Below are 18,513 nucleotides of genomic sequence, written 5' to 3' on the forward strand. Positions count from 1 at the left end.
GGCTACAGATCATTCGAGGGTTCAGTTACCGTTCTCGCTGCGCCCACCGCTGCTGACTTCCACCGGTACATCCTCACCCGCCATGCGCTTACGGAACAGCGAGGTCCGGGCCAGCAGCAAAGTGGTCACGGGCACAGTGATCGACAGCAAAATCGGAATCAGCCAGGCGTGCAGTACCGGTGTCGATTTCAGCGCTGAAAAATACACGATCGACGCCAGTGCCACGCCCCACGCGCCAAGGGTCGAGGCCAGTGCCGGTGGGTGCATGCGTTGAAAAAATTCCTTGAGGCGCAGCAAGCCGATGGCACCGCACAAGGCAAACAGGCTGCTGAGTACCAGCAGCACGGCCACTGGTATTTCAATCCAAAGCGACAATTCGCCGACGCTATTCATTCGATCACCTCGCCACGCAGCAGGAATTTGGCCAGCGCAAAAGAGCCGACAAAGCCAAACAGGGCAATCAGCAGTGCACCTTCAAAGTAAGTGTCACTGGCATAGCGGATACCCAGCACCAGCATCATCAACATGGCCAGGATGTACAGGTAATCCAGTGCCAGAACCCGATCCTGGGCCGAGGGGCCCTTGAACAGCCGGACCACGGTCAGAACCATTGCCAGGCTGAAGATAAACAGGCTGAGCAGGATGGCATTGGTGAGCAGGGCACTCATTCAAAGATCTCCATCAGGGGGCGTTCGTAGGCCGTCTTGAAGTGCTCGATAAACTGCGCATCGTCATCCAGATCGAAGACATGCAACAGCAACACGCTGCGGTCCAGTGCCAGTTCCGACCAGATGGTGCCAGGCACCACGGTGGTAATCATCGACAAGGCCGCCAGCCCGTTGGCGTCACGCAGGTCCAGGGGGATTTTGACAAACCGCGAGCGCGGGGGCTTGGAACCTGCCCGCAGCACACCCAAAGCCACGGCGATGTTGGACATCACCACATCGCGGCCCACCAGAAAGAACAGTTTGAGGATCACTCCCGGACGACGAATACGCACTGGCAGCGGCCGCAATGGCGCGAACATCAGTGGTGCCAGAATGGCCAGCGCTGCACCCAGCAACAGGTTGCCGGCACTCAACGACAGGTTGAGCAGCAACCACAGCGCCCACAGTGCGAGAGACAACCAGGGAGCTGGAAAAAGACGCTTCATGGCAGTACCTCCGGCATTGCGGCCTTGGCTTGCGGGCTAGGCACCGGGCGTGTGCCGATCACGGCCATTACATAACGCTCGGGATTGTTCAGGGTATCGGCAGCTGCCTGGGTATAACGCAACACCGGCTCGGCCTTGAATGTCAGTACTACACACAACCCGAGCAGCAGCACGATGGGCAGGCATTCGATACGGCGCAAGATCGGTGACGGACGCTCAAGCGGTGTCCAGAAGCGCTGGATACCCATGCGTGAAAAGGCGATCAAGGATGCCAGCCCGGAGAGAATCAACAACGCCAGCAGGCTCCAGGCCGCCATTGAAATCGGCTCGTCAGTTGCATTGCCCAGGCCCATCGGGTTGAGCAGGGCGTTGAGCAGGCTCAGTTTGCCGATAAACCCGGAGAGCGGCGGCATGCCAATAATCAACAGGGCGCAGGCGATAAAGCTCAATCCCAGAAAGGCCATCGTCCAGGGGATGATCTGCCCGACAACCACTTTCTGCTCGTCATCCAGGTTGCTGCCGCGGGGCGGGGCGCAAGGTTCGGCCAGGCTGGGCTGTGGTTCTGCATCGTCCTCAAGCACCAGGTCGCTGGAAGAACGCGAGCGTTCGATCAACTCGGCCAGCAGGAACAGTGCGCTCAGGGCCAGGGTGGAGCTGATCAGATAGAACAGCGCCGCAGAGGTCAGGTTGGGCTGGGCGAAGCCCACGGCCGACAACAGGATACCGGCGGAGACCAGAATGCTCAGGCTGGCCATGCGTTCCAGTCGCTGGGCAGCGAGGATGGCAATGGCGGCACAGACAATAGTCGCCATGCCGCCGTAAATCAGCCAGTCTCCGGCGAAGTACGCCGAGGCTCCGGCTTGACCGGAAAACAGCAGGGTCCACAGTCGTAGCACGGTGTAGATCCCGACCTTGGTCATGATCGCGAACAGGGCTGCCACCGGGGCGCTGGCCGACGAGTAGGCCGGCACCAACCAGAAGTTCAACGGCCACATGCCGGCCTTGGCCAGAAACGCCACGGCCAGAATGGCCGCGCCTGCATGCAGCAAGCCGCGATCGGCTTCGGGCACCAGGGGAATCTTCAGTGCCAGATCAGCCATGTTCAACGTGCCAGTGACGCCGTAGATCAAGGCCGCACCGATCAGGAACAAGGAAGACGCCAGCAGGTTGATCGAAATGTAATGCAGCCCCGAAGACACCCGTGCCTTGCCCGAGCCGTGGAGCATCAGGCCGTAGGAGGCGGCCAGCAGGACTTCGAAAAACACGAACAGGTTGAACAGGTCGGCGGTCAGGAAGGCCCCGTACAGGCCCATCAGCTGGATCTGGAACAGTGCGTGGAAACTGGCCCCGGCGCGGTCCCAGCGGGCCATGGCGAACAGCAGGGCGCAGCTGGCGATGATCCCGGTCAAGACCAGCATCAGGGCGCTCAAGTGATCAACTACCAGGGCAATCCCGAAAGGCACTTGCCAGTTGCTCGGCAGGTACACGCCAATCGAAGTCGGAACGGCTTGTTGTTGGGTCCACAGCAGCAGCATCACTGAGATGCCGAGGCCGAGCAGGGTTGAGATCAGATTGATCCGGGCTTTCAGCGGGCGGTGTTTTTCGCCCAGCATCAGCATGCAGGCCGCGGTCAGCAGCGGTAACAGGATAGGCGCGACGATCAGGTGCGGCATCAAATTCATTCTTTAGGCTCCCGGCCATCTACGTGGTCGGTACCGGTCAGGCCCCGAGAGGCCAGCAAGACCACCAGAAACAGCGCGGTCATGGCGAAACTGATGACAATAGCGGTCAGCACCAGTGCCTGGGGCAACGGGTCTGTGTAGTTGAGCAAGTCCTGGGGTACGCCGTCCTTGATCACTGGCTCCTTGCCGATAAACAGGCTGCCCATGCTGAAAATAAACAGGTTGACCCCGTAAGACAGCAGGCACAGGCCCATGACCACCTGAAAGGTTCGCGGACGCAGAACCAGCCAGGTACCCGAGGCGGCCAATACTCCGATTGCAATGGCAATGACTTCTTCCATCAGGCGGCTCCTTCTTTGGTTGCAAGAGCGGATTGAAGGGGAGGTTGCGGGGCAAGCTGATTACTCGGGCGATGGGCTCGTACCGATTGGTGAGCCAGCGCCGTAAGGATCAGCAGGGTTGCACCAACGACCACCGCGTACACGCCGATATCGAAGAACAGGGCGCTGGCCACATGGATATCGCCCAACAGCGGCAAGCTGAAGTGAACGGTATGGGTGGTCAGGAACGGATAGCCCAAAGGTATTGCGCCCAGGCCGGTCAGGGTTGCACACAGCAGGCCGGTGCCCATCCAGCGCAAGGGTCGCAGGCTCATTTGAGCTTCAACCCACTGCGTGCCGGCAACCATGTATTGGAGGATAAACGCCACCGACATCACCAGGCCTGCGACAAAGCCACCGCCCGGCTGGTTGTGCCCGCGCATAAACAGGTACATGGACACCACAAAGGCCACTGGCAGCAGTAAGCGCACCAGCACTGCGGGTACCATCATAAAGCCCAGTGCGGTGTCGCTGGCGCTGCGCGGGTTGACCAGATCGGTCATCACGTCCTTGGCCAGCAGGCGTTGCTGGGCAGGCAGCTGCATGCTTTCCTTGGAGGGTCTGAAGCGTCGCAGCAGGGCAAACACCGTCAAGGCCACGGCGGCCAGAACAGTGATTTCGCCCAAGGTGTCGAAACCCCGGAAATCCACCAGCATCACATTCACCACATTGCTGCCGCCGCCTTCAGGCAGGGCCCGGCTGAGGTAGAACGAAGAGATATCGTTGGGGGTTTGGCGGGTCAGCATCGCGTACGACAGCAACGCCATGCCGCCACCGACCGCAGTGGACAGCAACAAGTCACGCAAACGGCGGATCTGAGCCTTGCGCAAGGTGCCGGGTAATGGCGAGACCTCTTCGATACGTCGAGGCAACCAGCGCAAGCCCAGCAGGATCAGCACCGTGGTCACGACTTCAACCACCAGTTGGGTAAGGGCCAGATCCGGCGCCGAGAACCAGACAAAGGTCACGCAGGTCATCAGGCCGCACACGCTGACCATCGTCAGGGCTGCAAGACGGTGGTACTTGGCTTGCCAGGCGGCGCCCAGGGCGCAGGCAATCGCAATCAGCCAGAGGGTGATGAAGACAATCGACCCCGGTATTTTTGGCCGATCACCCCAACTCAGGCCGCTGTAGAGCATCGGGATCAGCCCCGCGATGACGGCGACCAGAATCAACAGGAATAGCTGGGTTTGCAGGCGCTGGGTGCTGATGCGCCGCTCGATTCGCCGTGCGCCGCGCATGATCACTACCAGGCTGCGCTCGAAGAAACGCTTGCCGTTGAAGTACTTGACCAGTGGCGGCAGCGGGAAACGTTCGAGCTTGAGCTGTTTGCGCAGCAACACATACAGCAGGATGCCGCCTGACAAGGCAATCAGGCTCATGATCATCGGTGCGTTCAGGCCGTGCCAGATGGCCAGGCTGTACTCGGGCAGCTCTCCTCCTACCACCGGTTGCGCGGCTGCAGCGAGCAGCGGGCCTACGGTTTGTGCCGGGAAGATACCGACCGTCAGGCAAGTCAGCACCAGCAGCTCAACCGGAGCGCGCATCCAGCGTGGCGGCTCGTGCGGGGTATGCGGCAGGTCTGTCGCCGGAGGGCCGAAGAACACATCCACGGTAAAGCGCAGGGCATAAGCCACGCTGAACGTACCGGCGATGGTCGCGATCACCGGCAGGGCTATTTCGACCCAGGCCGTGGAGTTGATGAACACGGTTTCGGCAAAGAACATTTCTTTGGACAGGAACCCGTTGAGCAGCGGCACCCCGGCCATTGAGGCACTGGCCACCATGGCCAGGGTTGCGGTGTAGGGCATGAGTTTGAACAGACCGCTGAGCTTGCGGATGTCCCGCGTGCCGCTTTCGTGGTCGATGATCCCGGCCGCCATGAACAGCGAGGCCTTGAACGTTGCATGGTTAAGGATGTGAAACACTGCGGCAACCGCTGCCAGCGGGCTGTTAAGGCCCAGTAGCAGGGTGATCAGGCCCAGATGGCTGATTGTCGAGTAGGCCAGCAGTCCTTTAAGGTCATTTTGAAACATTGCGCAGTAAGCGCCCAGCACCAGGGTGCAGGCACCGGCGCCGCTGACGATCCAGAACCACTCCTCGCTACCTGACAGGGAAGGCCAGAGGCGGGCCAGCAGAAAGACCCCGGCCTTGACCATCGTTGCCGAGTGCAAATAAGCCGATACGGGAGTTGGCGCCGCCATTGCGTGGGGCAGCCAGAAGTGAAACGGGAATTGCGCACTCTTGCTCAGGGCGCCGATCAGGATAAGAGGGAGCAGGATCGGATACAGACTGTGGGCGCGGATCTTGTCGCCCGCGGCGAGCACAGCATCCAGATCATAGCTGCCGACGACATGGCCAAGCAGCATGACCCCCGCCAGCAGACACAACCCCCCGGCGCCCGTGACCATCAGCGCCATATAAGCGCCGCGTCGGGCATCCGAGCGGTGGTGCCAATAACCAATCAGCAAAAATGAAAAGAGGCTGGTGAGCTCCCAGAAAAATACGATCTGAATCAAATTGCCCGACAGCACCAGGCCGAGCATGGCGCCCATAAATGCCAGGAAAAATGCGAAGAAACGCGGCACCGGGTCTTCGGGTGACATGTAATAGCGGGCGTACAGCGACACCAACGTGCCGATGCCAAGCACAAGAATCGAGAACAGCCAGGCGAATCCGTCCAGGCGCAGGACAAAATTCAAGCCGAGACTGGGCAGCCACATGAACTCTTCGCGAATGACCCCACCGTGGGCAATTTGCGGATAGAGCAGGGCTACTTGAACAGTGCCGATCAATGCAATCAGACCGGCTAACAGTGATTCACTGTTACGTGCGTTATGCGGCAAAACAGCCGCCAGACAGCTGCCGACAAAGGGCAGAAGCAGTAGAACTATCAGGGACATAGGCTTCTAATCTGCAGGAGTTTGTAAACGATCATACGTGGCGAGTTGCAGATCACCAACACTGAACCTGTGGCTGAATCCTACAAAGTCCATCGACCACCGGTAAATGTTTCCTTCAGCCTGATCTCTGTATGAGCACTTTTAATTAAGAATAATCGTCTTGCTGTTTTCAATCGCAGGCCTCATCGCCTTGCTTTTCTTGAGGTTCATCGAGCTTCCTGGTCTTGGTTTTTAACTCACTCACAATCACCGCGGCCACAATCAGCGCCGCGCCCAGCAATGCAATGGCGGGCAACCGCTCGCCGGCCAAGCGCCCTGCGATACCGGCCCAGACCGGCTCGCCAGCATAAATAAGGGTTGCGCGGGTCGGTGAAACGCTTTTCTGAGCCCAATTCATCGCGACCTGTATCGCTGCACTGGCGGCGCCAAGGCCCACGGCACTGACTAACAATAGCCATGAAAAGTCAGGAATGGCTTCTTGTGTAGGAATAACCATCAAAAAGGCCAGAATCGACGCAGTACTTAGCTGAACCACCGTGACCCGGCGCACGTCGACTTTGCCTGCATAAGCGCTGATCAAAATAATTTCGGCGGCGATCGCAATCGCGCTGATCAGCGTGGCGATCTCGCCAGGGCTGAAATCGAGGGAGGCGCCGCTCGGACCGGACAGCAGCATCAGCCCGGTAAAGGCCAGCATGATCCCCAGGCTGGGCATCAACCCTGGCCTGCGTCCCAGTACCAGCCACTGCAGTAATGGTACAAAGGGTACATACAGCGCAGTGATAAACGCCGACTGGCTACTGGGTATGGTCTGCAGGCCAATGGTTTGCAAGCCGTAGCCGAGCATGATCGAAACCCCGATAAACATGCCTGCCTTAAGCTCGAACAAGGTAATGCCACGCAGACTGCGAATCGAAAACAGTGAAACAATTGCCGCTGCCGCAGCAAAGCGCAGGCCCACAAAAAACATTGGCCCGCTCGCCGTCAACGCGTGCTGCACCAATAGAAAGGTGACACCCCACACCATAGTGATAAGGATCAGCACGCATTCCGCTTTACTCAAGCGAGAAGTCAGAGACAACAGTCTGGATAGTTTCAATGGCGTCGCAACCTTGCGTGCTACGTGAAGGGAGACGCACAATGCGCCAAAGCTGGGCAGTATACTGCGCAGCCCCACAAGGTGAGCAATATAGTGCCCAAAGAAAATTCACAGCGTGCGTCAGTCCTGCAACACGTCAGCCAGAACGTCCGCCGTCTCCGGCTGCTCGCGCACCTGAGCCAAAGCGCTTTATCAGAACTGTCTGGCGTCAGTCGCCGGATGCTGGTGGCCATAGAAGCGGGGGAAAAAAACGTCAGCCTCAGCACCCTTGACCGCGTTGCGGAAGCCTTGAACGTAGGGTTCAGCGACCTGATCCAGGCTCCTGGCTCGCCCGACCCGAGTCGCATCAACGAAGTGGCCTGGAGCGGCACCCAGGTGGGGAGCAAAGCGGTACTGCTGTCCAAAGCCACGGCTACACGCGAAGTGGAACTATGGGAATGGACACTGGAGCCGGGTGATGAATACCACTCGCAGGCAGATGGTGAAGGCTGGAGCGAACAGTTGTACGTATTCGAAGGCTGCCTGACCCTGGTGATCGACGAACAGGCGCTGCGCTTTAGCGCGGGAGAGTTCTACATGTACCCCAGCAACAGACCCCATGTGTACCGCAACGAAGGCGACGGGATATTGCGCTTTATGCGCAATGTCGTGATCTGAAAACCGGTAACCTGAGAATAACTAAAAATTATTAGAATTCAGGGGGTTGCCAGCTTCAACCTTCTAGTACATAATGCGCGCCATCAGCCCGGGGGCAACTACCTGAAGTGCTGAAGAATCAAATGCTTGTAGCGATAACATCGCAGTAACAAACTCTTGTTTTTGAGGCTTCTAACGAAACCTCAAGCACAATTGGCCGAATAGCAAAATGGTTATGCAGCGGATTGCAAATCCGCCCACGCCGGTTCGATTCCGGCTTCGGCCTCCACATTCGAAAGCCCCGTAGATCAAGGTCTACGGGGTTTTTTATTGGGCGCAGGAAAGTGAGGAGTTCCGAAACTTTAGGGGGTGGAGTTCCGAAACTATTTCATTTTGACGGTTTAGCGATGGCACCAACTCGACGATAGACGCGCTTGGTGATCTCTTGTTTTGAGTGCCCAAGCAGCAAGCTGGCATCGCCAATATCAGTAATTTCTGATGCAGCTTTCGGGCGAATGTCCTTGAACTGGAACTGAGCAATCTTTTCAGCATCGGCCGGATTGCCTTCACTGATTGCCTGTAGTTTGGCTTTCTCACGGGCATCGTCCCAGCGATTGCGGAGCATTTCCTGAGAGACCTGTCTGCCGGAAGTATTCAAAATAAAGCGAGAAGAAGTGTGTTGCTTGTTCCTGATGCGTATCTCTTCGATCAGCAGGCCCAAACTGTTTTTTATGCCATCGACTTGCATCAAAATCCTGAGTCTTCGCCCTGTTTTACCCTGCTGGACGGTGAGGTAGTCACCTTCCACGTCGCCTGCATTCATAGCGATCACGTCAGCTGGACGTTGTCCTGTCAGGTAAGCTAAATCCATTGCGTCCTTCAGCTCTTGCGGTGCCTGAGCATACACCGCAGCCCACACCGCATCGTTGGCATAGAAGTCGCGGACCTTTTCCTTATTCTTCCGTACACCCGCGCAGGGGTTTTCTTTATCAGTAAACCCCCATTCCCTGGCCATGTTGAACACATGAGACAGGAGTGCAATTTCTCGATTGGCCCTGGTCTTGGCTGTTCGAGCATCACGATATTGAGCCACCATTGATGGCGTGATTGCATCAATTGGCGCACTGTCGAAGCCCTGACGCAGATGTTTGAATTCAGCCTTGTTGTCTTTCTGAGTGCGTGGCGCCTTCTTCGGGACTATGTCCCGCTCGTATCTGTCAAAAATCCCCTTCATTATTTTTAGATCTGCCGGCTTCGCCTTGCATTCAAGTTCGGCCCACTTAATCCGGGCTTTATCAAGATCCCCGCCAAGCGCTATCTCTTTCCCGTTTGCATCCCTGTAGTAGTAACCAACCCAAACCGTACCGTTTTTTCGTGGCCGATTGCGCCGCACCATCCCTGGCGGCAAATCCCTGTTTTCAGTCTTGCGGGGGCGCATATCAGTTCACTCTAGAGAAGTCGGGTGTCCAGGCTGGGGCTGCTGGCGGGGGATTCGGGGTTGCGAGAGATGGCGAAATTATTCCGAGCTTCATGCGCGCGAACATCCGACCAACGAGAGGGCGACCACCGCGACTCTCGACAAAAATCCAGTGGCGGTCCTTAAGCCATTGGCGTTGGTAGCCGCGGTGTTTGTAGCCGGTCAAATCAGCTAGTTCATCCTCGGAGAGGATTTCAGTTTCCATAGGTGTGTCTCCGTGCCGCCGCGCTTGGCAGTAGAGGGTTGGTTATCGGGAGGCTTTGGCGATTGCGTTGCTTGCTTTCGAAATTTCGACGAGTTCTCGCTCATGTTCAGGCGTGGTGTGCTTGAACTCGTTTGCCAGCAGAGTCCAGCGGTTCACGGCGAGACTCAGGGCCGCGACCAGCTCTTCGCATTCAGCCCGCTCCTCTCTTCCGATATCCCAGAAGCGCTTCCCCCAGTGACCCTGTGGCGGCGGGTTGTTGTTCTGGGCGCCCATGGCCAAGGCCCCAACAATCGCGTCGCAGAGGTCGCGCTTGTAGGTATTGTCGCCGTCGATGCTTAGGCCGCGTCGGCGCAAAGAGCTGACGACTTCGTTGTCATCGAGACCTTGATCTTTGAGGATGATGTCTTCCTCGGGCTTGCCTGGGGTGTAAATCACCAGTGCTATCTTGGCGCCGGGTAGGCAGTGAGCGCTGACCTTTACGAGCGCGTCATTTGCTACCTGGTGGAAACGCTGAAGGATTGCCGACATAGGGATACCTCGCCCGCCGATCACCGGCAGGGTGGTTGAGTTATAAGGGTTTGGGTTTAGAGCTGCCGCTTGAAGTCAGTGCAGCGCACGATGACCGTGCCGGTATCGCGCTGGATCGGCGGCATAGCCTTGAAGGGAAGGGCGCTGCAATCTCGGCGGGCGTGCTGGCAAGCGCAGCACATGCCGCCTTTGGGGTGGTGGCTCATGGCATAACCTGCCGACCCCAGATGCAGACCGGCCCATCTTCAGCGTCATGAATCGAGAGAATGAACCAGCCCGGCTCTGCCGGATGCTGGATCTCCCAGGCTGAGCAATTGACCTGCCCGTCACTCATGTAGGTGTCGAAGATCTCGGGTTCTACATCGGATTCCATGTAGGTGATCTTCGTTTCCACCTGGTGGCGCGCGCACCAATCGTTGAACTGCGCTTCGGTGATTTCGTCGTCGAACTCTGACAGGTAATCGGGATGCGACCACCAACCATCAGCATCGCGATTGACGGGGAGCGGTTGAGTAAAAACATTTTCTTCAGGCATGACTTCGTCCTTGCCGCTATAGCGGCTGACTTTGAATTGAAGTGAGGGAGAACTGACAGGGCTGGTAATGTGAATGTATTTTGTTATGTTGGATCGCTACACATATAAGGAATGTATCACCATGAGTTACAGAATATTTTCGGTGCTCGGGGGCGCTTTTTTAATGTTGGTATTGACGGCATGTAACCAGCCTCAACTTGTTGGCGATGTAGCTGAAACCCAAACATTCAAGGCAGGCTCGCCCCAAAAAAATGAGTCGAACGAAACCGTTAAAAAGTTTGTCGCAAGAGGTAATGAGCCGTTCTGGACGATCAAAGCCAATGAAGAGATATTGACTTGGATAACGCCTGAAAACTTACAGGGCAGACAGCTCAAAGTTGACAAGGTTATTTCTGCAGGTAACGTTAAATACATCGGTGTAGACGGTAATAATGACTTTAGTTTGCTCATCATCCAAGCACCCTGCGTCGACACGATGTCGGGTGAAGTCTTCGACTTCGAATCTGTCTGGGCTCATGGCCGGGAAAGGAATGTGGGCTGCGCTGCAAGTGGTAGTTGAGCGATAACTGCCTTGCCTTGGGCGCCTGCGCTTTAAGGGTGGTGAGTTATATCTTCTCTCGTGCGCGACGCTCAGCCGCTTCGGCCTGGCGCAACTTGCTGCATTTGGTGTGGTTGCCGTGGGTGCGAGACTTGTTGCATTGATCGCAGGCTGTTTGTAGGTCGAGCGGGCTCATAGGGCCGCTGTTGATCCTGACTGTTCGGCGCAGAGCGTTCACGCCGCCTCCTGCTGGACATCCGGCTTTCGGATCAGTCCAAGGCGAACGCCTTCATCGCGAACAATCAAGATGTCGTCACCATAGCCCCAAGGATTCTCGAAGCCGTTATCCATGGTTGGCTGGAAATATCCGTAGCGCATCGTCTTCCCGCTGAGTACGAATGCACCGATAGATCCGGCCAGGCTCTTGAGGGTGCCGCCGTGCGAAAAACCATCCCAGCGACCTTCCTTTACAACGTTGATGCGGGCACCGGTGTAGTCGTCAAACAGCCAGACGATGTTGCGGCGACCGTTGAGGGTTAGGTGCGCATCGTGCCCCGCGCCCGTGTTACGAAAGAAGCGCCGGCCGCAATTAGCAATAACCCTGATGAATTCGTTCGCAGCGATGATCCGGTCTAGGCGCAGTTGTCCGATGGTTTTGTTTTCTGTAGGCAAGAGGAGTCCTTGCCGGGCCATGCCCGGGCGGTAGTGAGAGTGTGGAAAAAGCCCAAGAGGAAATGGATGCAGGGGCAGTGGCTCAATGTCTCAAACCAAACCGAGGCATTGCCAAATGAAGCGACTTATTGCAGGCCTGATGTACCACGTCCTGACCGAGCTATTGAGTCAGTTGCTGATTCGTCTTGCCGAGTGGGCGGAGGCGGTACCTTGGTCTTGATTTATGCTGCTTCCGCATGATGCTCAACCACACGCCGCCGGTCGTTTGCTCGGGCCAACGCAGCCATCGAGGGCGAGCTGACGCTATTTCCGCACATATGCACCTGTTGGGTTTTGGTAAATGGTTTGCCATCGGCGCCGTGGTTGATGATGTAGTCGCTTGGGAAGCCCTGGGCTTTGTACAGCTCAGCCGGTTGAAGCATCCGTAGGCAGGTGTCACGTAAGGCGTGCCCTTAATGGTGACACTGACCAGTGCCAAACGGTCCCGGGTGGTGACGGTGTGGCCGCTGGCGTGCAAGTTGGTGGCCATGGTGTGGAAGGCAGTGAAATTGAGACTGGGTAGGCCGGTCATAGGGCTGCTGAGGTAACTTTGTTCGTGGGGAGTCTGCCGGGCTATGCTCGGGTGGTGGATGCGAGAGGTTCAGCTACAGTTTCTGTTTAGCCAACAAGGGATTAAGGAAATGACCTGCTTAATTTGCAAAGGAGCTGCCACGTCAGTTATGTCAATTGACGACTATCAGGATAGAGAGTGCAATGACTGCGGTCGTTACCAGATAACAGGAACTCTCCTTGCTGAGCTTGCGGCTACAAAGAGATGGCTAGATATTGAGCAAACGAGACTTTGGATTGGCATCAACAAAACCTCTGGCGGCATACCAAGGCTATCTACTTTTGAAGCAGATCAGCAAAACTTGATTCGAGGGTGACGTTACCGCACCTTCAGGTAAGTCTTTGTTAGCGCGGCATTCACACTGTTGCCGCGCCTAAGCACGACATTGGGTAGCGCCGACCGGTCTTGCTGGCTATGACTGGCCAGACAGCCCAGCCCAGAATTGCACGCCACGGATCGTTTGCCCGAGCCAGTGCTGCCATCGGCGGGGGGCTGACGCTATTCCCGCACATGTGAACCAGCTGGGTTTTGGCGACAGTGACAGCTCGACCAAGGCCCATTTCTAGCCCGGTGCCGGCGCCGCCACCGCCGCAGAAGAAGTCCACGACGATCTCGTCGTCTTGCTGGTAGAAGCCAAGGCCGTACTGGGTTTTGAAGTCAAAAGGGTGTTTTTTCCGATGTGCGGACATAGACGATCCTCGCCAAGGTGGCCTTACTAACTGAGGTGGAGTATTGGTGGAGTACCGGGTACCCGATCCGGCTGGAGGTTTGAGATGGCCTGGGTCGTGATGCTTACAAGTCCTGCTGGGGATGCTTTTTATGGTGAAGCGGTAGATCGTGATGGTTGTCGGTATCGCTGTAAGACTTCAGACCAAGCGGAGCTCTTTGATACGAAGTCAGCTGCAGAAGCCAGCTTTTATTACTTTCGGCTAATGAAGGCACTGAGGGGTTATCAACTTGAAGCGGTAGATCTGTGCGCTCACTCGGTGTGATGCACTAATTGATCAGGCAGTCTGTATTCGATTTTCTGGCTGCCACTCACAAAACCCAACCCGCTGTGCTTTCGTCTTCGGGTTGATGATTGGTTTGCCTTCGGCGTCAGTCATTACGCGCTTTGCCCTGATGTGCAGATCCCGGAATTGGACGGTTTTGCGGGCCAGCTCTATGAACTGTTCTGCGTACTGCGGGGCATCGAATAGGGGCGACAATTGGCGAGCCGTACCCCCCCCATAATCTGCGCAGCCTTCTTCTCGACGAATTCCAGCCATTCAGCAAGCGGAACAGGCTCGACGCCGCCAGGGGGCTTTTACGTTCTTGCGGGTGCCTTTGGTGCGCTTTTTGGCCTCGGCCAGTGCAACATCGCGGGTCATTCCGAACACGGCAAATGTGCTCATGGATTATCTCCAGTCAGGTGCCGCCGTCCGTATCCGGATGCGGCATAGTGGCAATATGATTTTTAATGGAGTATTACGGGTTACCGGCATGGAGCAGGTTCAAGGAGGGATGTAATGCTTCATTCTTTCAGGGGTGTTCACAAAGGCTGCGTGTTCACAATCTACTTTAAGGTCTACCCGAAATGCTTGACCTCCAGGCTGGAAATCGATGGGCTTCCACCTCTTGATTACGCTGATGATCTTTGGAGCGATCAAGACCAGGCCAAAGCTGACATAAGTAACGATGCAAGAAGAATCATTGACGGCATGCGCTCCTAGGCGCGGACCTTCTTGATTGAATGCGTTGCGTAGTTATTTTGTTACTTGTGACATGTCTGCGTGACAGTCACTGAAGGCGGATGAGCTCGGCCAGTTGCTTGTCGTTCATACGGTCAGCGCCGCGAATGAAGCGCGATATCAGATCCTGTTCTTCATCGATCCCGGTGCGCGACATGGTTCGTTTCAGTGCCGCGTCATCGTTGTGATAAAGAGCTGTCACAATCTTTCGGGATAACAGGAGAGCCTCTTTCTCTTGTGCACTCAACCTGTCCCGGGCGCGCTGATCGCGTTTCCGTTCGGTTGCAGATTTGGCCATGATCTATCTCTTCAAGTCCGCTTGGTGGCAGGTGGTGTTGGGGTTGGCGAAGGCGGCGTTGCGCTGAGGAATTGACACTCCTCACAGATGACTGCCTAAGAAGGCAAATACGGCCAGTATTGCGCCGACGCGTAATGCCCAGTTACGCATGACCTTCCCGAATTCTTTGATGCTGAACCGCGTCGTTTTAGCTTCCAGTTCCTGCCGTTGGCGATACGCGTTGCCATAGCCGAAACACGGGGTTGGGGTGACTACCTTACCCGTGGTGCGCTCGACTACTTCAAAACAGTTGAAGCCAGAAGCTTTAACCCTGAAGCGATCTGTCATGCCGGGTTTCTGGTAGAACTCGGCCGTGGCCTTGCGTGTAAGTCTGCGCAACCCTTCAAGACGGGATATGCGCTCTGAGATAGGTGGAGTCATGGTCGATCCTCAACAGGGTTACGGTTATTCGTCAGCATTCAGGCACCGCGCTGTTTGCCGATGGGCGCGCAATGGAGTGCTGACGAGTAAACGCAGGTATGAAAAAGCCCAGTCGAAACTGGGCTGTGTTGCACTCTTAAAACGCCACCGTATGTAAGAGCCTGGCTGTGCGGGCGTGCCCGTCTTTGTTTACTTGTGCATGGCTGAATCCTCCGTTTTGTTCGTCAGCAGGGAAGGGGTGATGCAGGTGTCCAGCGTCCGCTGGGTTGGCGTCCGCATCGGTCTGTACTCAGGCTTGAAAGCCGGAGATCAGACCGATGCAGCCTGGTGCTGGGGGATACCAGGAGCTCGGGCAGTTAGCGACAGGCTGTCGTAGAACCGTTGTTGTTAAGCGGTTAGCTCTAGTGCTTCGGCGCGGCGCATCAGGCGCATTTCGGCAAAACGACGCTCCGAGGGGCGACGGTCACGGCGTGCCATTTCTCCGTCCGTAGCGGTGTGCATCGTTATCAACCCGGCAAGCAGCAGGCATATCGGTGTGATGATTTGTCTACGCATTGCTTCGGCAACCATCGCCCCTTGGCGGTGAACGCCGAGTTTGAACATGGCGCATGCCAGTCGCTTGACCACGGTGCCTGGTGAAATGTCGAATACCTTGGCGATTTCTTTGGCCGTCAGCCCTTGGGCAACTGACAGCACGAATTGCAGTTCCCGCGGCGCAAGGCCTCGGCCGAGGTGGCCTTTCCATGCACCGTCTACGATTGTCGATTCCATGATGTCTACTCGGTAGTTTTCCCGATGCACCCGGCAAGCCAGGTGCAGCAGTGAAAGTGTCCGTGAAGTACCCAGGCTCGCTACTGGCGACGGCCTGGGGTTGCTGCATCAAGTTTGCCTTGTACGCTGGGGTGGGCCTGCCTTTCGGCTGATGCGCGGTCACATCGTCAGCCCCGCTATCCGCTGCCTGACCATGTATTGGGAGCGGCCTTCAGGCTTTCCGCTCCACGCAGGAGAAGAGCTCACTTGTGCATGATTGCAAGTCCTCCATTTGCTTGATGTGTGTTGTTGCACGCCGTCTTACCGAGGTCGATACGGCACACTCAGGGAGGCTCAAGCCTGTGAGTGCGCTAACGACCTTTCCCGTCCGGCGTTTTGTAGCTGTTGGTTGTTAAAGAGCGTTCCGGTTACCCGAGCCCTGTTGGGGGCCTATCGAGGCAGTTTGGCTGCTCGATGAGGCAAAGATAAGCCAATGCCTATTTTGTGTAAATAGGCATTGGCTAATTATTTTCCTGTGGACGTGAAAAAGCCCGCAGAGGCGGGCTTCGGTTTGTTGCTGGAAACAGGTGTTCGGTTGGCTGGTTTGCACCGCCAGGCGGGCTTTAGCCGTACAGTTTGGCTGTCGACTTCAAGGCGTCGGTATGTAGAAAAATATCGTCCAAGGTTTCAATAGGATGCCGAGTTTCTTTTTTATCAGCATCGAACAGCCCGAGGTATTTTTGCGCACGGTTGAAGTGGAGGCGGGCGATGGGCTTTCTGTTGTTATCATCAAGAAGAATGCCGAAATAACTCTGGGTGTCACGAGCAACGATGCGCTTAGCATCAACCTCGGTACGCACAATCGCTTTGACGATGTTGTAGCCTTCGGTTTCTTCTTCAGTCGTAACAATCAGATCCTTCTCTTCATCTGCCGGGAGTTCAACCTCTGGTGTAAGAGAGGGCGTCACAGGCTGACTTGAAAACAACGGTTGAGTATTGCCGCTTATAGCGGACTTGAGGCGTTCGTTAATTTGGTCACCCAGAAATTGCGCTGTGGCCTTTCTGGTCAGGTGGCCGAACTGCTCGCGGACTTTTTGAGTAATGACGCCATCGTAAATTCGTGAAGCGAAAAGCCTTACGAAATCATCGTCAGGCTCATTGAATTGAGCTGCCAAGATGCGTTTGATCTGGCCGACATATTTGAGCTCGCCTGCGGCGCTGATGATGGAGTCCACATCAAACGCCGATTTGGTCAGCTTTTGCAGCTCAGGGATGGCGTGTTCGTCGATGTTCAGGAGGTCGAGTTCTAGAAAGGGCTTCTCGTCCATTTTGTTCGGGGCGTCCAGGTCGGTGAAGAACTTGTAGACCTGGCCGTTTGTAAGAATGGAAATGCGTGCGCTTGTGACATGGAAGTAGCGGAAGAGCTGGCCAGCATGGTTGATATTCAACGGCTCGCCGATCTTCTTGCTTTCAATGAGGATCTGAATGGCACCATCTTTCAGGATGGCGTAATCAACCTTTTCGCCTTTTTTCGTGCCGATATCGGAGGTGAACTCAGGGACTACTTCAAGTGGGTTGAAAACGTCATAACCCAGAATTGACTGGATAAAGGGCATGATAAAAGCATTTTTAGTTGCTTCTTCGGTTTGAATGGCTGCGCTCTGTTGTCGAATTTTTGCCGCTAATCCTGCGAGCTTTTCTTCAAATTCCATGATTCCCCTCCACAGGGAAAAATTTTCTACAGTTTGCGAGCATTCCATGCGAGAAGAACCCTTGCCTGGATATGGACGCGTTCGAGTTGTGCGCCTTCAATCACTATTGCCGGATAAATCGGGTTGTCAGAAATCATTCTCAGCGAGCCGCCGGTCATTCGCTGCAGCCGCTTGATGAACAGGTCGCCATCCAGGGTGAAGACGTAAATCGCGTCAGTTCGAATCTCTTTGATGCCGCGATCAACGAGTAAAGAGTCACCATTACGGAAGGTGCCCTCCATGCTGTCGCCATCACCATCAATGATGGCGAGGTTCTCTAATCTTGAGTAATTAAGGCCTTGGCTTTTTAGCCAGTCAACGTGAACAGTGATATCCCGTATGACTTCTGTGTTGTGATCAGGAGGGCTTCTGCCAGGCCCCATTGATGCCGTTACATCGAGATGGGAGATGGTGAAGAAGTTAATGTCGGCACTCTTTCTACGAAAGTTAATGGCAAACACGTTGCTCTCTTGATCAACACCTGCTGCTTCCATCGCAGCAGGTGTTGATGCAGCTAGAAATTCAGACACTCGATCACTGAGGCCCCAGTGCGAGGGCTTAGCTACATCCGAAAAATAGTCCATGAGCTCCATGAGCTTGGCTTTGTCTATTCGCCCAGTCTTTACCCAGCCTTGGACAGACGGAGGCGCCACGCCGAAATCCTCGGCGAGCTTCTTTTTTGAAACACCTTTGGCGAGTCGAGCTTGCTCGATGGCTGCGCCTAATTCTTTACCTGTAAGCATTGCCTAATTAAGCCTATCCGCAGGTTGAGTAGGCAATAGCTTGTTAGAGATTAGCTAATGCCTTATATTTGCCCGGTGATCTAACGGAGAACATCCATGACGCCAGCACAAGCAGCTCGGGAGGCGGCCCGCATCGTAGGGAGCCAGACCGATCTGGCAAAGCGCCTTGCCGTCTCAGCCCCGACTGTCAGTCAGTGGTGCTCTGGCGACCGGCCAATTCCCCCACCAAGAGCTCTGCAAATCGAAGCTTTGACAAAAGGCCAAGTAAAGCGCGGTGACCTTTGTCCATCGTTTCCCTGGTCCGAGATGGTCGCGTAGTCCAGAGATTCTATTGTCAGGCTATTTGGCTCAAGGCAACAGCACCTCGGATTAGCTGTTAATCCATCCAGCTGCCAAATAGCAG

24 protein-coding genes, 1 tRNA gene and 1 pseudogene are annotated in these 18,513 nt (G+C 55.8%); 5 read left to right on the top strand and 21 right to left on the bottom strand.

All coding sequences use genetic code 11. The features are described 5' to 3' along the window. Window positions 1–21 precede the first annotated feature (21 nt). The 7 genes from V6L79_RS13235 to V6L79_RS13265 all read right to left on the bottom strand — a co-directional run bounded on the left by V6L79_RS13235 (window position 22) and on the right by V6L79_RS13265 (window position 7,295). Complete coding sequence (locus tag V6L79_RS13235; RefSeq protein WP_338578910.1) at window positions 22–393, bottom strand: Na+/H+ antiporter subunit G; 372 nt, start codon at window positions 391–393, stop codon at window positions 22–24. Beyond that, window positions 390–668 carry a K+/H+ antiporter subunit F gene (locus tag V6L79_RS13240; protein WP_261741948.1) on the bottom strand — a complete coding sequence of 93 codons (279 nt, stop codon included), beginning with the start codon at window positions 666–668 and terminating at the stop codon, window positions 390–392. The genes V6L79_RS13235 and V6L79_RS13240 overlap by 4 nt, the downstream gene beginning before the upstream one ends. Next, window positions 665–1,153, bottom strand: coding sequence for a Na+/H+ antiporter subunit E (locus V6L79_RS13245; protein WP_261741949.1), 489 nt, complete (start codon window positions 1,151–1,153; stop codon window positions 665–667). Before V6L79_RS13245 ends, V6L79_RS13240 begins: the two co-directional genes overlap by 4 nt. Next, window positions 1,150–2,835: a monovalent cation/H+ antiporter subunit D gene (locus V6L79_RS13250; protein WP_261741950.1), complete on the bottom strand. Its 1,686-nt coding sequence runs from the start codon at window positions 2,833–2,835 to the stop codon at window positions 1,150–1,152. The genes V6L79_RS13245 and V6L79_RS13250 overlap by 4 nt, the downstream gene beginning before the upstream one ends. After that, the gene (locus V6L79_RS13255) at window positions 2,832–3,176 is read right to left on the bottom strand and encodes a Na+/H+ antiporter subunit C (protein WP_003446102.1); all 345 of its coding nucleotides are present in this window, start codon (window positions 3,174–3,176) and stop codon (window positions 2,832–2,834) included. The genes V6L79_RS13250 and V6L79_RS13255 overlap by 4 nt, the downstream gene beginning before the upstream one ends. Next, window positions 3,176–6,118, bottom strand: a complete 2,943-nt coding sequence (locus V6L79_RS13260) for a monovalent cation/H+ antiporter subunit A (RefSeq protein WP_261741951.1) — start codon at window positions 6,116–6,118, stop codon at window positions 3,176–3,178. Before V6L79_RS13260 ends, V6L79_RS13255 begins: the two co-directional genes overlap by 1 nt. A 169-nt stretch (window positions 6,119–6,287) precedes the next feature. Then, complete coding sequence (locus V6L79_RS13265; RefSeq protein WP_405046591.1) at window positions 6,288–7,295, bottom strand: DMT family transporter; 1,008 nt, start codon at window positions 7,293–7,295, stop codon at window positions 6,288–6,290. A gap of 15 nt (window positions 7,296–7,310) precedes the next feature. Between V6L79_RS13265 and V6L79_RS13270 the strand changes: the two genes are divergently transcribed. After that, complete coding sequence (locus V6L79_RS13270) at window positions 7,311–7,874, top strand: XRE family transcriptional regulator (protein ID WP_321836240.1); 564 nt, start codon at window positions 7,311–7,313, stop codon at window positions 7,872–7,874. Between the two features lie 194 nt (window positions 7,875–8,068). Further along, window positions 8,069–8,142, top strand: a tRNA-Cys gene (locus tag V6L79_RS13275). Between the two features lie 99 nt (window positions 8,143–8,241). On the opposite strand, the gene V6L79_RS13280 is transcribed toward V6L79_RS13275, so the two are convergent. The 5 genes from V6L79_RS13280 to V6L79_RS13300 are packed head-to-tail and all read right to left on the bottom strand — an operon-like array spanning window position 8,242 to window position 10,598. Beyond that, window positions 8,242–9,291 carry a tyrosine-type recombinase/integrase gene (locus tag V6L79_RS13280; protein WP_338578911.1) on the bottom strand — a complete coding sequence of 350 codons (1,050 nt, stop codon included), beginning with the start codon at window positions 9,289–9,291 and terminating at the stop codon, window positions 8,242–8,244. 1 nt (window position 9,292) lies between these two features. Beyond that, window positions 9,293–9,535 carry a DUF4224 domain-containing protein gene (locus tag V6L79_RS13285; RefSeq protein WP_338578912.1) on the bottom strand — a complete coding sequence of 81 codons (243 nt, stop codon included), beginning with the start codon at window positions 9,533–9,535 and terminating at the stop codon, window positions 9,293–9,295. Between the two features lie 42 nt (window positions 9,536–9,577). After that, entirely contained in the window at window positions 9,578–10,063 is a 486-nt protein-coding gene (locus tag V6L79_RS13290) for a hypothetical protein (RefSeq protein WP_338578913.1), read from the bottom strand. 56 nt (window positions 10,064–10,119) lie between these two features. Next, on the bottom strand, window positions 10,120–10,269 hold the full coding sequence (locus V6L79_RS13295; RefSeq protein ID WP_338578914.1) for a hypothetical protein: 150 nt from the start codon (window positions 10,267–10,269) through the stop codon (window positions 10,120–10,122). After that, window positions 10,266–10,598 carry a hypothetical protein gene (locus tag V6L79_RS13300; RefSeq protein WP_338578915.1) on the bottom strand — a complete coding sequence of 111 codons (333 nt, stop codon included), beginning with the start codon at window positions 10,596–10,598 and terminating at the stop codon, window positions 10,266–10,268. Before V6L79_RS13300 ends, V6L79_RS13295 begins: the two co-directional genes overlap by 4 nt. Window positions 10,599–10,719: 121 nt before the next feature. On the opposite strand from V6L79_RS13300, the gene V6L79_RS13305 reads away from it, so the two are divergent. Beyond that, window positions 10,720–11,157: a hypothetical protein gene (locus V6L79_RS13305; RefSeq protein ID WP_338578916.1), complete on the top strand. Its 438-nt coding sequence runs from the start codon at window positions 10,720–10,722 to the stop codon at window positions 11,155–11,157. A gap of 213 nt (window positions 11,158–11,370) precedes the next feature. Here V6L79_RS13305 and V6L79_RS13310 read toward each other — a convergent pair whose 3' ends face one another. Next, window positions 11,371–11,808: a hypothetical protein gene (locus V6L79_RS13310; protein WP_338578917.1), complete on the bottom strand. Its 438-nt coding sequence runs from the start codon at window positions 11,806–11,808 to the stop codon at window positions 11,371–11,373. A 221-nt stretch (window positions 11,809–12,029) separates the two neighbouring features. Beyond that, window positions 12,030–12,439 (bottom strand): annotated as a pseudogene (locus tag V6L79_RS13315) (DUF4406 domain-containing protein). 88 nt (window positions 12,440–12,527) lie between these two features. On the opposite strand from V6L79_RS13315, the gene V6L79_RS13320 reads away from it, so the two are divergent. Beyond that, window positions 12,528–12,734 carry a hypothetical protein gene (locus V6L79_RS13320; protein ID WP_338578918.1) on the top strand — a complete coding sequence of 69 codons (207 nt, stop codon included), beginning with the start codon at window positions 12,528–12,530 and terminating at the stop codon, window positions 12,732–12,734. Window positions 12,735–12,774: 40 nt separating this feature from the next. On the opposite strand, the gene V6L79_RS13325 is transcribed toward V6L79_RS13320, so the two are convergent. The 7 genes from V6L79_RS13325 to V6L79_RS13355 form a co-directional block, all read right to left on the bottom strand. After that, on the bottom strand, window positions 12,775–13,107 hold the full coding sequence (locus V6L79_RS13325; RefSeq protein WP_338580350.1) for a hypothetical protein: 333 nt from the start codon (window positions 13,105–13,107) through the stop codon (window positions 12,775–12,777). A gap of 579 nt (window positions 13,108–13,686) precedes the next feature. Further along, window positions 13,687–13,812 carry a hypothetical protein gene (locus V6L79_RS13330; protein WP_338578919.1) on the bottom strand — a complete coding sequence of 42 codons (126 nt, stop codon included), beginning with the start codon at window positions 13,810–13,812 and terminating at the stop codon, window positions 13,687–13,689. 385 nt (window positions 13,813–14,197) lie between these two features. Further along, entirely contained in the window at window positions 14,198–14,446 is a 249-nt protein-coding gene (locus tag V6L79_RS13335) for a hypothetical protein (protein ID WP_095031176.1), read from the bottom strand. 81 nt (window positions 14,447–14,527) lie between these two features. Then, entirely contained in the window at window positions 14,528–14,866 is a 339-nt protein-coding gene (locus V6L79_RS13340) for a hypothetical protein (protein ID WP_338578920.1), read from the bottom strand. A 387-nt stretch (window positions 14,867–15,253) separates the two neighbouring features. Beyond that, window positions 15,254–15,637, bottom strand: coding sequence for a LuxR C-terminal-related transcriptional regulator (locus V6L79_RS13345; RefSeq protein WP_338578921.1), 384 nt, complete (start codon window positions 15,635–15,637; stop codon window positions 15,254–15,256). Window positions 15,638–16,239: 602 nt separating this feature from the next. Continuing rightward, window positions 16,240–17,328, bottom strand: coding sequence for a type I restriction endonuclease (locus V6L79_RS13350; RefSeq protein WP_198822801.1), 1,089 nt, complete (start codon window positions 17,326–17,328; stop codon window positions 16,240–16,242). Between the two features lie 26 nt (window positions 17,329–17,354). Then, the gene (locus V6L79_RS13355; protein WP_338578922.1) at window positions 17,355–18,110 is read right to left on the bottom strand and encodes a S24 family peptidase; all 756 of its coding nucleotides are present in this window, start codon (window positions 18,108–18,110) and stop codon (window positions 17,355–17,357) included. Between the two features lie 96 nt (window positions 18,111–18,206). On the opposite strand from V6L79_RS13355, the gene V6L79_RS13360 reads away from it, so the two are divergent. Then, window positions 18,207–18,428 (top strand): Cro/CI family transcriptional regulator, encoded by a 222-nt coding sequence (locus V6L79_RS13360; RefSeq protein WP_086797730.1) that lies wholly within the window; start codon window positions 18,207–18,209, stop codon window positions 18,426–18,428. Window positions 18,429–18,513: the final 85 nt, after the last annotated feature.

This window comes from Pseudomonas sp. ML2-2023-6, from assembly GCF_037055265.1.
Taxonomy (GTDB): Bacteria; Pseudomonadota; Gammaproteobacteria; order Pseudomonadales; family Pseudomonadaceae; genus Aquipseudomonas; species Aquipseudomonas kulmbachensis.